The sequence below is a fragment of the Sphingobacterium sp. UBA5639 genome (assembly GCF_002421245.1).
Lineage (GTDB): Bacteria > Bacteroidota > Bacteroidia > Sphingobacteriales > Sphingobacteriaceae > Sphingobacterium > Sphingobacterium multivorum.
The window spans coordinates 75,675-92,083 of record NZ_DIJR01000008.1 but is presented as its reverse complement, the minus strand read 5'-3'; the positions used below and the strand labels follow the sequence as shown (position 1 = coordinate 92,083).

Genomic DNA, 16,409 nt, shown 5'->3' with positions numbered 1-16,409 from the left:
GAAATTTTACACTTTTTCTTAAGAGAGATCGCTCGTTTTCTGAGATTTTGGATCTCATAAAAAAATCAGGCAATTTGAACATCACGTTAAAAGATCATGAATTAATTTTTTGAAAAAGTTTTTAGGGTAATCGCATTTGGGAGACTCTTTATTGTAAGAATGGGGATAATGCCCCTTTTACAATAAAACCTAAAAATATGAATAAAAAATTTCACCTGAGAAAAAACAAATTTGGGTTTGTTCGGGACAAATCTGCTTTAACTTTTTTAAAGCGATCGTCAAAAATAGGAACTATCCTCGGTTTGATAGCTCTCCAAAGCCTTCCCTTAGCCAAGGCACAAGAATTAAACCTTAATCTAAAAAATGCCACCTTAACAGAAGTACTAAAAGAGATACGTAAACAAACGGGATATCAGATTATTTATGATTCTGATATTTTGCAAAACAAAAAATTAATCTCTTATTCTGGTTCCAAATTGGATTTGAGGTTAGTGTTGAAAAAAGCGCTCACGGAGCAGGATCTAGATTTTGTGATTGAAGGCAAGACTATTATTGTTAAACCGCAGGAAAGGGCTAGTTTTAAAAATATCCCAGATCGGAAATCAGAAAAGATAGAGATTAAAGGTACAGTTTTAAATGCATCGGGAAAACCAATTGCGGGTGTGACCGTGACAGAAAGAGGTACGTCAAATACTGTATTGACAGCAGAAGACGGAACATTTACTTTAAAAGTTGCAAATGAAAAATCCATTTTGGATTTTTCCTATGTGGGGTATGCTTCTTTAAGCGAAAATGCGAGTCGCAACCCAATGATGTTGACAATGTCCAGTCAGGATAGGGCGTTGGAAGAAGTCGTTGTAGTAGGGTACGGAACACAAAAGAAGGCAAATTTGACTGGTGCGGTTTCGTCTCTTGACGGTAAAGAGTTAGAGTCAAGACCTGTGCAGAATGTTGGACAGGCCCTGCAGGGCATGATCCCTGGGCTGAATTTGCAGACAACCGGACTGGGGGGTGAACTAAATCAAAATCTAAGCGTCAATATCCGTGGTGCGGGGACGATAGGCGTAGGGTCGAGTTCGTCAGTTTTGGTTTTAATTGATGGGATGGAAGGCAATATGAATGCGCTAAATCCTCAGGATATTGAAAATATCACCGTACTTAAAGATGCAGCAGCTTCTGCTATTTACGGGTCAAGGGCACCTTTTGGAGTTATCCTCATTACAACAAAATCTGGAAAATCGGGTAAGATAACAGCAAATTATAACAATAATATAAGATTGGGTAAGCCAAGGGGGCTACCCACGATGTTAGATTCCAAAACATTTGCGTATTATTTCAACGAAGTGGCAGCAAACGATGGTGAAGGTGCAAAATTTTCTCAGGAAGTATTGGAACGAATTGAAGCTTATCAAAGAGGAGAAATAGAAACGACGACTACCCCAAATACGAGTGACAGATTTCAATACTATACAGGGTCTAATGGGAATACAAACTGGTTTAAAGAGTTTTACAGGGATTTTACAACTTCCCATGAACACACGCTCAGTTTGAATGGCGGTACTGAAAAGCTAAATTTTTATAGTTCAGCAAATTACATGGATCAAAATGGCTTGAACAGGTTTGCTAATGACAATTTTCAACGATATTCGATAGCTACGAAAATCAATGCAAAGATTAGCGATAAGGTAGACCTCATGTACAATACGCGTTTTGTACGTGAAGACTACGAAAAAGCAAGTCATATGAATGATTTATATTATCATAATATAGCGAGAAGATGGCCTACGATACCTTTGTACGACCCAAATGGAAATTATTCCGAACCAAGTGAAATATTGCAGCTCCAGCAAGGAGGACGTTCTAAATTTCAGAAAGATTTTCTTTATCAGCAGCTACAATTACATTATCAGCCAATCAAAAATTGGAATATAACAGGAAATGTCAATTATCGTATTACAAGTCAAAATGACCATGCCGAAATTTTGAGAGCTTATTCAAATGATGCAAAAGGAAATCCATTTCCTGTTGCGGTAGGGTACAATGCTGCTGGATATACCAATGTTTCGGAATACAATCGCAAAGACGAATATTTCAGTACAAATTTCTTTTCAGATTATTCCTTTGACATCAACGCTGATCATCATTTCAAAATTTTGGCTGGTTTCAATTCAGAGCTCAATAAGTATAGAGATCTTAATGGAAGCATGAGCGATCTGATCACAGATAATGTTCCGACATTGAATACTGCCACCACCAATCCCAGGGCTTCTGGGGGCTACCAACATTGGGCTACTGCTGGTTTTTTTGGACGATTAAACTATAGCTACAAAGATAGGTATCTTTTTGAGGCTAACGGACGATACGACGGTTCGTCACGTTTTCCAAGAGACTTGCGCTGGAATCTCTTCCCCTCAGTTTCCGCTGGATGGAATATAGCAAATGAGTCATTTTGGCCTATTAAGGAGCATGTTTCCATGTTTAAATTGCGTGGTTCCTATGGCGAGCTGGGAAACCAATATACGGACAATTGGTATCCTTTTTATGCAACAATGCCCGTTAGTATAGCTAATGGTACCTGGCTTTTGAATGGACAAAAAACAAATACGGCCAGTGCCCCTGGGCTTATTGCCTCTACCTTGACCTGGGAACGTGTCTCAAGCTGGAATGTGGGATTAGATCTGCGGGTACTTTCCAATCGTTTAGGTTTATCTCTTGAAGTCTATCGTCGGAATACATTCGATATGATAGGACCAGCACCAGAGCTTCCTGTTATTTTGGGCACAGCTGTGCCGCGTTTAAACAATGCCGAGATGAATTCCAAAGGCTTCGAAATTGAGTTAAATTGGAAAGATCATATTGGTAAATTGAATTACAGTGCTAGAGCTGTCCTTTCCGATGATCGTCAGACAGTCACCAAATATCCTAATCCTACAGGTACGCTGAGTACCTGGTACGATGGTCGCAAGAATGGAGAGATCTGGGGATATCAAACTTTAGGAATAGCACAGAGCGGAGAAGAAATGGCTGCCCACCTCGCTAAAACCAAACAGTCTTTCGGGGCGAATTGGCAAGCTGGGGATATTATGTATGCTGATCTCAACGGGGACGGTCAGGTTAATAATGGAGCCAATACATTGGCGAACCCAGGGGATCTTGCAATTATAGGAAATTCGGCCCCACGCTATCGTTATAGTTTTGATTTAAATTTCAATTATAGCGGATTCGATTTAGGGATTTTCTTGCAAGGTGTTGGAAAGCGCGATTATATGCCCAATGGGCCATATTTTTGGGGAGCGAATGGCGGGATGTGGCAATCCGCTGGTTTTGTTGAGAATATGGACTTCTACCGCGATGAGAATTCCACGATGGTACAGAACGGTGTTTTAGGTGTTAATAAAGATTCCTATTTACCGAGACCTTATTTTAACACTTCAAAAAATCAGCAAACACAAACTAAATATTTACAGAATGCTGCTTATTTACGTTTAAAGAATGCTCAATTTGGATATACGTTTTCTCCACAACTATTGGGCAAGATAGGATTTTCCAAAATTCGTATTTATGCATCAGGTGAGAATTTGTTGACTTTTACCAAAATGGCTAAGGTTTTTGATCCGGAAACCGTTGGACTTGGCGGGTGGAATGATGGAAAAACATATCCATTTTCGACGACTTATTCTTTTGGCCTTAACTTGAATTTTTAAACCGATATATATGAAAACGACATATTATTTTTCCACAATTTCTTGGTTGTTATCGATGACCGTGTTGTTCACATTGCATTCCTGCAATAAGTATTTGGATAGAGAACCCTTATCCAATGTAACACCGCAGGAATATTTAAATACCGAAGCAGATTTGGCCGCATACACGGTTGGCCGTTATGCCTTTCCATCCCATTCTGGCTGGGGCCTTGGTACATTTGCTAACGATAACGGTACAGACAACCAGGTGACTTCAAGTTATTCGACACGTTGGGTACCTGGAGAATGGCGTGTGCCGAGTTCGGGCGGTGATTGGGATTTTACTCAGATTAGGCAGTTGAACTATTTTCTTGAACAGGTACTCCCAAAATGGAAGAACGGTAAGTTAACGGGCAATTCAGCAAATATAACTCATTATGTGGGTGAAGCCTATTTTTTGAGAGCGTATGAATATTTTAATAAAGTGCAGGCGCTTGGTGATTTTCCGATTGTTCGAAATACACTTAAAGATAATATGGAAGAGCTGACGGCTGCTTCCATTCGACAACCTAGAAATATGGTGGTTCGATTTATTCTTTCTGATTTGGATTCGGCAATTACATTATTGAACGATGTAGCTCCTGACGGGAAGAACCGTATTTCAAAAAAGGCCGCTTTACTTTTTAAATCTCGTGTAGGGTTATTTGAAGGCTCTTGGCTAAAATACCATAAAGGAACTGCTTTCGTCCCTGGTGGAACTGGCTGGCCCGGTGCAAAATCGCACCCAAATTTTTCGATCAATATCGATAGTGAGATCAATTATTTCTTAGAACAGTCGATGACAGCCGCCGCTCAGGTAGCCGATGCAGTCGAACTTGTCGGAAATACAAAGGACGATGGTTATAATTCATCTTCGAACCCCTATTTCAAAATGTTTGGCGACGAGAATTTAAATGGCTACAGTGAAGTGCTTTTATGGCGGAGTTATTCAATGCCTTTAGGAATTACCCATGCTGTAAATCATTACATGAATCGAAATGGCGGAAATTCCGGATATTCAAGAGGTCTTGTGGAAAATTTTACCATGAAAAACGGACTACCTATTTATGCTTCAAACTCGGGTTATGCAGGCGACGATTCCATCAGCCTTGTCAAAAAAAATCGGGATAACCGATTACAGCTATTCATGAAGGCACCTGGGGAATTGAGTTATACCAACCAGACTTCTTCAACCGGTGCTGTACAGACAGAGCCTAGACCCGATATTATTGGCTTGGCAGAGACACGGTACGTGACAGGTTACGCTTTGAAAAAAGGAATGAGTTACCTTTTTGCCCAAGCTGAGGGGCAGACTGGTACTACAGGCTCCATTATATTTCGTGCTGTTGAGGCTTATTTAAACTATATTGAAGCAAGTTATCTTGCAAAGGGAGTAGTCGATGCAAAAGCCAACAGTTACTGGAAGAAAATAAGAGAAAGAGCAGGCGTAAATACAGATTTTATGGCAACCGTAAACGCGACCGAAATGCAAAAGGAAGCTCAAGGTGACTTCGCTGCATATTCAGCCGGACAGTTACTTTCCGATAAAATTCTTTATAATATTAGAAGAGAACGCCGTTTGGAACTTATTGCCGAGGGATTTAGATTTAATGATCTTAGGCGTTGGCGGGCGCTTGATCAGCTAGCAAACAATCCATACATTATTGAAGGGATGAGGCTGTGGGGGCCTATGCAGGACTGGTACAAAGATAAGGGCGTCTCTACTTTAATCGTACCGGGCACAGCAGGAAAAACCGCAAATGTATCTTCACCCCAGGAAAGCCAATATTTAAGACCCTATCGGATTAATCTTTCGGCTAACAATCTTGTTCTAAATGGCTATAGTTGGACCAGTGCGCATTATTTGTCACCCATAGCCATAAGTCATTTGAGCATAACTTCGACAGATGGTAGTCCAGCTGGTTCAATTATCTATCAAAACCCGAATTGGCCTTTAGTTGCCAATCAGGGGGCCAATCAATAATTGGTCGGAACCTTTACGAAAATTTTGAAGATAAGATAGTTCGGAGATTATTCCGGCTATCTTATTTTTGTCCTATAGATATAAAATGAAGAAAATTAATATCATTACTTTACTATTATTGGCAGCGGTATTTGATGCTGCGGCTCAAAATATGATTGCCTTACAACCCGGAGAGCCAGAATCTGCTATCGTAACCAAGGCAGCCAACGTGATACCGACCCAAAGACAGCTTGATTGGCAAAAGCTGGAAGTGACCGGATTTCTCCATTTCGGGATCAATACCTTCACAAATAAGGAATGGGGTGAAGGGAAAGACGATCCAAAATTATTTAACCCGACACAATTAGATGCAGAACAATGGGTTAGGACAGCAAAAGAAGGTGGAATTAAACTTTTGATTCTTACCGCGAAGCATCACGATGGCTTCTGTCTCTGGCAAACGAATACAACAGACTATTCGGTTAAAAATTCTCTGTACAAAAAGGGAAAAGGAGATGTTTTTGGCGAACTAGCTGCGGCCTGTAAAAAATATGATATGAAGTTAGGGGTATATCTTTCCCCTTGGGATCGACATGAGGCTTCTTATGGGTCAGAAGCTTATAATGATTTTTTTGTTGCCCAATTGAGCGAATTACTGACCCGATATGGTCAGATTGATGAAGTTTGGTTTGATGGTGCTAACGGAGAGGGACCTAACGGTAAAAAGCAGGAATACGATTGGAATCGTTATTATCAGGTTATACGTGAAAAACAACCTGAGGCCGTTATCGCAGTAATGGGACCCGATGTAAGATGGGTCGGTACAGAAACGGGCTATGGTAGGGACACAGAATGGTCAGTTGTACCTGCTAGTAACCTAGCGCAAAATCATATAGCTGCTGGATCGCAACAGCAGATGAATATTAAACCGGCCGGAGATATGCGTAATAAAGATCTTGGGAGCAGAGAAAGAATCAAAGAGGCAAAAGGCCTGGTATGGTACCCAGCGGAAACTGATGTTTCTATACGCCCGGGATGGTTCTATCACGAGGAAGAGGATAACAAAGTCAAAAGCCCGGGTAAGTTGATGGATATTTATTTTAATTCGGTAGGGAAAAATGGTGTCTTGTTGCTTAATATTCCACCAACAACTGCAGGCTTGATTCATTCGGTAGATGCTGTAAATTTAAAAAAGTGGAATGACTGGCGCACAGCATTATTTTCGAAAAATCTTTTAAGCAAAGCTAAACTCCATACTGCAGGCCTCGTTCTAAAAAAATGGAAAAAAATGCCATTCTGGACGACGAAAGATCAAAAAATCAGCACAGCAACTTTTGAATATATCCTACCTAAGGCAACCGCGTTTAACGTTCTCTCCCTACAGGAAAGCATTGCTTTAGGCCAACGTGTGGAGCGATTTAATTTGGAAGTATGGAAAGATGGCGTCTGGAAAGAAGTGTCGAAAGGTACTACTATCGGTAACAAACGGTTATTGACCTTTCCTACAGTTAATGCCCAGAAGATAAGAATCAACATTTTACAATCTCGTCTAAACCCGCAGATAGAACAGTTGGGACTGTATTTCAATGATAGTGGATTATTTGAATAAGGATATGAAAAAACAAATTAAACTTATTTTTTTATTAAGAGCAATTTTTTCCCTCTTTATAGGAATTTCAGGAGGATTTTTTCCGGTTAAAGCACAAATTAGAGTTATCCCTGAACCAGTTTCAATTGAATTAAAAAAGGGCTATTTTACCATTGACGAAAATACAGCAGTGATTTTCCCCAATACGGAAAAATCAAAATTTTTAAAACTCTATTTCGGTAATATAATTAAGAAGGTGTGTGGTTATGAGTTGTGCGACTATAGAAAAGGTACTAAAAAAATCATGTTTTCATTACAGAAATTGGATACTATTGGTGAAGAAGGTTACATCTTAGAAGTGAATCCCTCCGAGATAAAGATAGTTGCTAATACAGAAAGAGGATTATTTTATGCCGTACAAACAATTGTCCAACAACTTCCTGCTTTTCGCACTAATGAAATGGTACGAATTCCCGCGATGCGAGTGAAAGATTATCCAAAGATTGCGTGGAGAGGTATGATGTTGGATGTCAGTCGTCACTTTTATGGAACGGAGGAGATAAAAAGTATCTTGGATCTACTCGCTCTTTATAAGCTGAATGTATTTCATTGGCATCTTACGGACAATGAAGGGTGGAGGATCGAAATAAAGAAATACCCTAAATTAACTTCTTTAGCATCTTGGCGTCAAGAAGTAAATGGAAGTATATGGTATGCGCAAGATTCTTCTCTTAATTGGAAGGATACTTATCAATATGGCGGATTTTATACTCAAGCTGAAGCAAGAGAAATTGTTGCTTATGCTGCCGCCCGTAATATTATGGTTATTCCCGAAATTGAGATGCCTGGACATTCTGGTGCTGCTTTAGCAGCTTATCCTCAATTCTCTTGCACCCAATTAGAACAACCTGTTCCAAATTCAGCTATTTTTAACAAATTTAATCCTACACCTTCACCTAATCAGGAATATTGTGCAGGTAATGATAGCTCATTTCGTTTTTTGGAAGATGTGCTCAATGAAATATTCACTATATTTCCATCGACTTACATTCACATTGGTGGTGATGAGGTACTGAAAACTCACTGGAAAGCTTGTGTAAAATGCCAACAACGAATGAAGGCAGAAAACTTAAAACATGAGGAGCAGCTCCAAAGTTATTTTATACGACGGATGGAAAAATTTCTCAATGCACATGGAAGACAGTTACTAGGTTGGGATGAAATACTCGAAGGCGGATTAGCACCTTCAGCCACAGTCATGAGTTGGCGTGGTGAACAAGGAGGAATTGCGGCTGCTAAAATGGGCCACGATGTAATTATGTCTCCAAGTAATCCTTTATACTTCAATCGTTATCAAATAGATCCTGCGAGTGAGCCCTTGGCGGCGAAATACTCAATCAATACCTTAGAAAACGTTTATCAATATAATCCATTTACAGTAAGTTTGGATCAAAAACAGCATCGTTATATTAAAGGGGTACAATTTGCGCTTTGGACTGAACATATCAGTTCATTAGAACAGCTTGAATATATGATGTTGCCTCGACTTGCTGCATTAGCTGAAGTGACCTGGACGCCGTTTGAAAAACACAATTTTGATCTATTCGTGGAGCGGCTAAACCAGTGGCATTATACCTATTGGACACACCAGGGCTTGCGCTTCAATAAGCTTCATCAACGCATAAAATATTGAGCCATTCTCAGCTTCGGATTTTTTTCTTTTTCAGTGCTGTGATATGCTTGTAAACAATACTTGGGGTATCCGATATATCGGATACCCCAAGTATTTTAGTGTTCGATATTAACTTTATAAATAGCCTCGGCCTCTTTATCATCAAACTTACGCATTTGCTTGACAAGTTTCTTTTTCATTATTTTGACGATGCCGCGGTATGCAGGATCGGCGTACACATTGTGAAGCTCCTGAGGATCTTTTTCAAGATCGAATAATTCCCAGTTTTCTACACGTTTATAGTAGCGGATCAATTTATAGCGGTCATCCCGTACTCCAAAGTGTGGGCTCACGGCATGTTCTCCGTTTTCAAAATAATGATAGAATAAGTCCTTACGATGTTCTTCGTTGTTATTTTTAAGTACGTGGACAAAAGACTCACCCTGCATATCATTAGGTTTCTTGACGGCGGCGAGTTCCAATAATGTAGGTGCGATATCGGCATTGACAACTTTCGCGTCAATGGTTGAATGCGCATGCAATAGAGCTGGGTAGCGCATTACCAATGGTGTGCGAAATGATTCCTCGTACATCCAGCGTTTGTCAAACCAACCATGTTCGCCCATGTAGAAACCTTGGTCGGAAAGATAAATGACAATGGTATTCTCAGTCAGTGATTTTTGGTCTAGATAATCCAGTACTTTGCCAATATTTCGATCCATCGACTCAGCTGTATTAAGGTAATCGATCATATAACGTCTGAACTTCCATTCGGCAAGTTGTTTTCCCGTCAGATTACCCTGCTTTAGCTTATCATAAATAGGGCGGTAATAGGCGATATAACTGTCTTTTTGGGCTTGATTCATCCGCTTAAAATTACCGTCAGCCATCATGTCCTCCAATGATTTGAACATCTTTAGATCATAGCCCATCTTCATGTCCTTATCAATAGACATTTCCTGCAGTGCTGCTGCTTCTCTGCTTCGGTAATTATCATAGAAAGTTTCTGGTAGCGTAAAATTTACGGAATCATAGGTGCCAAAATCTTTAGGATCTGGCATCCAGGTACGGTGTGTCGCCTTGTGGCCGATGACCAAACAGAAAGGTCTGTTGGAGTCCAAGGTATCTAGCCAGTTCATTGCTTTTTCGGTCACGATATCAGATACATATCCTTCTTCACGTTTACGACCCTGTTTACTGATAAAATCCGGATTAAAATAGGTGCCCTGACCAACAAGAATATCATAATAGTTGAAACCCTGTAATTTGTCTCCCAAATGGATTTTGCCGACCCAAGCTGTATTATAACCAACCTTTTGTAATTGCTTCACAAAGAGATCCTGACTGAAGTCGAATTCGGAGGTCTCATTATCCTTGAATCCATTCTTGTGGCTGTATTTTCCGGTCAGCAGCGTAGCGCGAGAGGGGCCACAGATGGAATTATTGACAAATGCATTTCTGAATATTGCCCCCTGATCGGCGATGCGGTCTATCTGCGGTGTTTTCCCATATTTCGATCCATAGGCACTAATGGTTTGGTATGCATGGTCATCCGAGATAATAATGACTATATTGGGCTTTTTTTGTGCAGAAGCATGTTTAAATAGTGGCAGTGTAAGGAATGCAAATAAGAGCGTTTTTAGTTTCATTGTGCTTTCTGTTTAAAATTGATTGTTGTTTCTTCTTTTGAGGTGGAGCTGATCTTTACCCATCCCTGGCGATCAACGCCACTGTCGTTGGCTTTTATCGTTATTTTTTGAGTTACGTTTCCGGAGCCATATTTGCGTTCGACGGTATACCATTGGACATTATCGGGTAGCGTGATCCACCAGCCATTTGTATGACCATCGATGGTAAGTGTATACGTATTCGCAGATTTGCTAACTTCTGCCGTCAATGTACTGCTCACGCTAAAGGGACCGCGCTGCGGTTTGACGGGAAGGTTTTCCTTCTTACATGCGCCAACTAAGAATAATAGAACAACGCAACATAAGAAAAAAATATTTTTTGTAGTCAATTTAACTGTCTTCATGTTTTTTAGCTATTTAATTTTCGCCTGTACTTTTTACCAATTGGGATTTTGTTTCCATTTTCCTCCTGTCAACTCGATCATTCGTTGCTGAATAGGTAGCAGGTAATCCCGTTCTACCCTAAATTTGTAGCCTGAGGGCAATACATTTTTATAAGGGTCCATATATCTATAGGCGTCTCCCGGATTTCCGGAGAGAAAAAAGTTGATGCTTTTGCCTGCAGGAGCGTTATCGTAGTAAAGAAGGTTATCTTTATAAAATCCCGTGCTCGTATTCTCTTGCGCAATATTGCTGCTGATGAACAATATGCCTAAAGGACGTTTTCCGACAATGAGCTGGTCAGCTGCTGCCCAACGGAAAATATCCTGTAAACGCTGGCCTTCCGCAACCATTTCCACACGGCGCTCGCGGCGTACAGCCTGAATATATTTGTCCAACGTTGAAAATGGATAGCTTGCTGTAGTATTATATTCACGGTCAAAATCCATATCCGGCAGATTCAATCGTGCACGAAGGGGGTGTATGGCCTGAACTATTTTAGTGGGATCTTCTTTCAGTTCGGCAAGCGCTTCGGCATAATTCAGCAAGACCTCGGCATAACGGAAATAGATCACAGGTGCAGCACTCATCCCATCATCGGTAACCGCCGCGAGATTCGTGTATTCAACATATTTATACATGGGATATCCAGTAGTTGAACGATTAAATCCACTCTGGTTGATCGGAGGGAAGTTGGCTGCTATAGCATCGGGACGTAAAGGTGCTTGTGGCAATACCGCTGTTTGCGATAGGCGTGGGTCACGAACTGTTGGCAGCATGTCTTGACCATAGACTTGTTGGATACTGTTTTGCAAGGTTCCGACAAATGGCTTTCCATCTATGGTAAGGTAATCACTGACTAAGCTCTGTGTCAGGCCGATATCACCACCTCCAGTAGATAAATATTTGGATACACCGTGACCGATATTTTCGGCAGGGTTGTAGCGGCGGTAAAGCATGACTTCACTATTTGTCGAGAGATCGGCCGTATTGAACATATTCCGGTAGTCATCATTGTATCTGCCGGTACTATATATTTTCCATCGATTGCCATCAATGATCTCTTTTGCGGCATCACGGGCTTGCGTCAAGTAATCCTTAATTTTGTTTTCAGTAACTGTTGCCGTGAAAAATGGAGTTGCTTTTAATTTGTGATAACGTTGCCAGGTACCTTCATAGAGTGCTACACGTGATTTAAGTGCTAATGCTACATCCTTGTGAATACGCATGCTGGTATTGGTCGACTGCGTAGGCAGCAGTGTAGCAGATCGATTTAGGTCGTTGAGAATGGAGTCTACGATGACAATTCGGCTATCACGTGCCAAAAAGGTAGATTCATCTTCTGAGTTTAGGAGCTGGTTGACCCAGGTTACATCGCCATATTTTTTAACCAACTCAAAATAGTACCAAGCTCTGAAAAAGTAGGCCTCACCGAGATATCGGTTTATTTCGGATTGGTTTCCTTTTGCATTAGTGGATTGCTTAAGGAAAAAATTAATCGATCTGATCTGTGTATACTCATTAATAGATGTTGCATTTGATACTGTCAACTGTCCATTTAAGCGATTGTCGACATTGGTAAAAATCATATTATCTGTTTTGGCATCCTCAAATGCAATACCATTGCCGCCAGTTGTGCTTGGGTGATTGGGGAGGCTTTGATAAAACTGGTTGATATATAAGCGAAGTTCGTTGGTTGAAGCTAGACTTCCGCTTGTGGATAACTGATCTAAGGGTTCCCGATTTAAAAAATTGCTATTGCAGGCTACCAACACACTACAAGTGAGTCCAAAAACGATATATGTGAATTTTTTTAATTTCATGGCTGCTAGTTAAAAGTTAAGATTTAAACCGAAAGAATAGACTTTGCTTAATGGGTAGATCTTGCCCATGCCGGATCCGCCTTCGATGGTTTCGGGATCAAACATTTTGGCCAGGGCGCTGAATGTCAGTAAGTTTTCGCCACTGACAAATACACTCAAGCGATCGAACTTCAAGCGTTGAATCAGATTTTTCGGCAGGTTATAGCTTAATGTCAGATTTTTGAGCCTTAGGTAAGCTGCATTTTGAAGATAGCGTATAGAAGCTAGCTGTGTTTTATTAATATAGGAATTTATGGCACCTACCGGTGAGGCGTATGGATTCGGATAATACGCGTCCGGATTGCTTTCAGAGAAATAGTCGAGATGTTGTTTGAATACTGTTACCTGTGCCAATGCACCCGATCCCCAAAAGTAAGCATCTGCAAATCCAGGACTAAAATCTCGTTTAGCGATTCCCTGCCAAAGCATGTTCATCGAAAGGTCTTTCCAATTCAATCCTGCTGAGAAACTATAGCTATAGCGAGGGGTATTGTTCCCAATAATGGAAATGTCGCCCATATCACCCAAACGATTGGCTCCGTTGTTTATCTTACCATCTTTATTTATGTCAAGGTACATCACGTCTCCCGGTACCCAGTTGCGTGCAGATATAAAGGACCGGTCCAATTTATTGTATTCATCGGCTTCTGCTTGTGTGCGGATTAGCTGGTTGGCCTGGTATCCCCAAATCTCACCGGACATTTTACCTTCATACCATTGCCCACTTGGGTCAAATTTGGTTGGATTTTGGTATTTGGTCACCATTGACTGGTAATCGGAAAGAATGATGCCTAGATTGTAGCTCCAATCCTCGGCAATTTTATCTCGCCATTTTACATTCAGTTCCCAGCCTCTCGTTCGGAGATCGGCATTATTGCTTTTTGCAGGTGTCGTGCCAAAGAGATCTGCGACATCTCTGGAAGGACCGAGCATATCTTTTGTATTGCGTTGATAGAGGTCTAGTGTTCCCGATAACCGGTACTTCAATAAAGTAAAATCGAGGCCAATATTGGCACTTCTGACTTTTTCCCAGGTAATTAGGGGATTGAATGCCCCCGGTGCGTTGATATAACTTTCACGGCCATTTTGAAAATAATAGCGTCCTCCTGCACCGTTAGCTCCAGGGACTACAATGCTCATATTTTCGGAGTAAGCATAAAGACCGGCACCGGCTTGGTTTCCAAGAGATCCGTAAGATCCTCTTATTTTTAGTTGATTGATCCAGGAAATATTATCTTTGAAAAAAGATTCTTCGCTCATATTGTATGCCGCTGATATCGAAGGGAAAAATCCCCAACGATGCCCAGCTGCAAAGCGTGACGAGCCATCGTATCGGCCATTGAGTTCGAGAAGGTATTTCTGATCGAAATTGTAATTTAAACGTGCAAACATGCCCCTAGTAGCCCAATGGTTACGGGCTTCCTTGCTGTTCTTTGTTCCTGTAGATAAGTCAATGCCCGGACGGTCGAAACTGATCAGATCGCTTGCAGAGGTATAAATCTCCTTGAACGTATTTACCTCCTGTTGAAATCCAGCTGTTAAGTCAAAATTATGTTTGTCAACAGTGAGTTTGTAGTTTGTATAGATGTTTGGCGTTAGATAATTGTTATTGTTCAAGCGGCGTTCGAAACTTCCGCCCAGCGGGATATTATATTCTGACCTGTTGACCAGATATGTTGTACCGTCAATACCATAAATTGTTCCGGGCAATTTCAGGATATCATTTTCGCTATTATCGAAGCGATAATTTAAATCTGCAAAGATTTTCCAGTTTTTTAATGGGGTTATTTCGAGTCCACCTAATATCGCTAAGGTGTTCGCTGTCAACTGATCTTTGGATCCTGACTGAAGGTAGGGTACCATGGACTGTTCGGTCCAGTTGCCATAAAAATCATAAGGTGATACATTTGGACGCATGCGGGCGAGATTATGGAAAAACATGCCTTCAAATCCGGCTAAAGGTGTTTGATTGCTGCTGCGCGTGTATTTTACGTTAGCTTTGAGTTTTATCCATGATGACAGTTCGGAATTAACAGAGCTATTAAAATTATAGCGCTTATAGTCGATGTCTGCGTAGCGCAAAATTCCATCTTCATTATAATAGCCTCCTGAGACATAAAATTGCGTTCCTGCATTTCCACCGCCCATATTGATGTTGTAATTTTGCCTCAATGCGGTCGGTTTATAATGGAGATCAAACCAGTTTGTATTGGCGACACCATTGGCGCTATTTTCCCAGCTTGCATAGTTATTGGTATTGACTTCTGGAAAGATCGATATACTGCCCGGATCATTGATGTACTGTTGTAATAAGGCAATCTTATCATCGGAATATTGTTTGGTTCCCAACGCGTTAAAAGTCGCCGCATTAAAAAAGTTTGCGAAGTCGACTGAGTTGACCATTTCGGGTAGTTTTACAGGTGAGGTCAATCCTGTGTTTGTGCTGATATTAATTGTCTTCTTTCCAGCGGCACCTTTTTTGGTAGTAACCAGAATCACACCATAGGCTGCACGCGAGCCGTAGATTGCGGATGCCGACGCATCTTTTAAAACAGAAATATTGTCGATATCGCTAGGGTTAACATCTGCCAAGGACATTTCCATTCCGTCAACAAGAACATATGGTCCATCCGTTCCGCTTAGGTTGCCGACACCGCGTACATTCAGGTTGAAACTTTGCCCTGGCTTGGTATTGCCTCCAACATTGACGTTCAGACCCGGAACTTCACCCTGTAGGCTCTGCGTAGCATTCACAACAGGCCTGTTTTCTAATTCTTTACCGCCAATTGTAGCAACAGCACCCGTTAAGTTGACACGTTTTTGTGCACCGTAGCCTACAACAACGACTTCTTCCAGCTGCGCTAGATCCTCTTTAAGTTCAATGGTCTGAAATTCCGAAGAGTAGGGAAGTTCGAAGCTTACGAAACCCACACTGCTGATTAATAGACTGCTCTGTGTGCTTTTTACAGTGAGCATAAATTCCCCTTTATCATTTGTTAAGGTACCTTTGTCTGATCCCTTTTCCTTGATGGAAACGCCGGGTAGCGGTTCTCCCTTGCTATTGGATATTTTCCCTTGAAATTTAAGCTCCTGTGTTCGCGGCTGGGAAAGAATGATACGGCCGCCATCGATCTGTTGCATTTGAAAACCATTTTTTTCCAAAATGGGCCTCAGTAATTCTTTCCAGGGCTTATTAGTCGCTGAAATTTGCGGTATGGTAATTTCTTCTACTTGATTATTATTGTATACAAATCTCAAATCCGTCTGTTTTTCAATAAACTGCAATAGATTTTTAAGTTTTATATTTTTGTATTTAAGTGTTACATTTTCTTGTGCAGAAGTTGTAGTTGCATAGCTGTTATAGCCAAATGCTACAATGAACAGCATCATAAATTTTACCATGATGAGCCACTTTAGGTAATAAAGAATCGGCACATGACGTCGAGCATGTGAATTTTTTTTCATAATTTTAAAAATAAGAGGTAAATAATTGGGCACAACAACTTTCCTAGGGCTTTGTGCCAATTGATCAT

At 40.8% G+C, this 16,409-nt stretch carries 8 protein-coding genes; 4 read left to right on the top strand and 4 right to left on the bottom strand.

The genetic code is table 11. The annotated features are described in order from the left end of the window. Window positions 1-197: 197 nt before the first annotated feature. From B4Z90_RS07670 to B4Z90_RS07655, 4 genes are all read left to right on the top strand, one after another. Window positions 198-3,704 carry a TonB-dependent receptor gene (locus B4Z90_RS07670; RefSeq protein ID WP_286801771.1) on the top strand — a complete coding sequence of 1,169 codons (3,507 nt, stop codon included), beginning with the start codon at window positions 198-200 and terminating at the stop codon, window positions 3,702-3,704. Window positions 3,705-3,714: 10 nt separating this feature from the next. Continuing rightward, window positions 3,715-5,706 (top strand): RagB/SusD family nutrient uptake outer membrane protein, encoded by a 1,992-nt coding sequence (locus B4Z90_RS07665; RefSeq protein ID WP_286801770.1) that lies wholly within the window; start codon window positions 3,715-3,717, stop codon window positions 5,704-5,706. 85 nt (window positions 5,707-5,791) lie between these two features. Further along, window positions 5,792-7,294, top strand: coding sequence for an alpha-L-fucosidase (locus B4Z90_RS07660; RefSeq protein ID WP_286801769.1), 1,503 nt, complete (start codon window positions 5,792-5,794; stop codon window positions 7,292-7,294). 4 nt (window positions 7,295-7,298) lie between these two features. After that, a complete protein-coding gene (locus B4Z90_RS07655) occupies window positions 7,299-8,966 on the top strand; it encodes a beta-N-acetylhexosaminidase (protein ID WP_286801766.1) in 1,668 nt (555 codons plus the stop codon). A 95-nt stretch (window positions 8,967-9,061) separates the two neighbouring features. Here the strand turns inward: B4Z90_RS07655 and B4Z90_RS07650 are convergent, their stop codons facing one another. The 4 genes from B4Z90_RS07650 to B4Z90_RS07635 are packed head-to-tail and all read right to left on the bottom strand — an operon-like array spanning window position 9,062 to window position 16,341. Further along, on the bottom strand, window positions 9,062-10,594 hold the full coding sequence (locus B4Z90_RS07650) for a sulfatase family protein (RefSeq protein ID WP_286801765.1): 1,533 nt from the start codon (window positions 10,592-10,594) through the stop codon (window positions 9,062-9,064). Further along, window positions 10,591-10,977, bottom strand: coding sequence for a hypothetical protein (locus B4Z90_RS07645; protein WP_286801763.1), 387 nt, complete (start codon window positions 10,975-10,977; stop codon window positions 10,591-10,593). Before B4Z90_RS07645 ends, B4Z90_RS07650 begins: the two co-directional genes overlap by 4 nt. A gap of 33 nt (window positions 10,978-11,010) precedes the next feature. Further along, complete coding sequence (locus B4Z90_RS07640) at window positions 11,011-12,837, bottom strand: RagB/SusD family nutrient uptake outer membrane protein (protein ID WP_286801762.1); 1,827 nt, start codon at window positions 12,835-12,837, stop codon at window positions 11,011-11,013. Window positions 12,838-12,846: 9 nt separating this feature from the next. Then, window positions 12,847-16,341 (bottom strand): SusC/RagA family TonB-linked outer membrane protein, encoded by a 3,495-nt coding sequence (locus tag B4Z90_RS07635; RefSeq protein WP_286801760.1) that lies wholly within the window; start codon window positions 16,339-16,341, stop codon window positions 12,847-12,849. Between the last annotated feature and the right edge of the window lie 68 nt (window positions 16,342-16,409).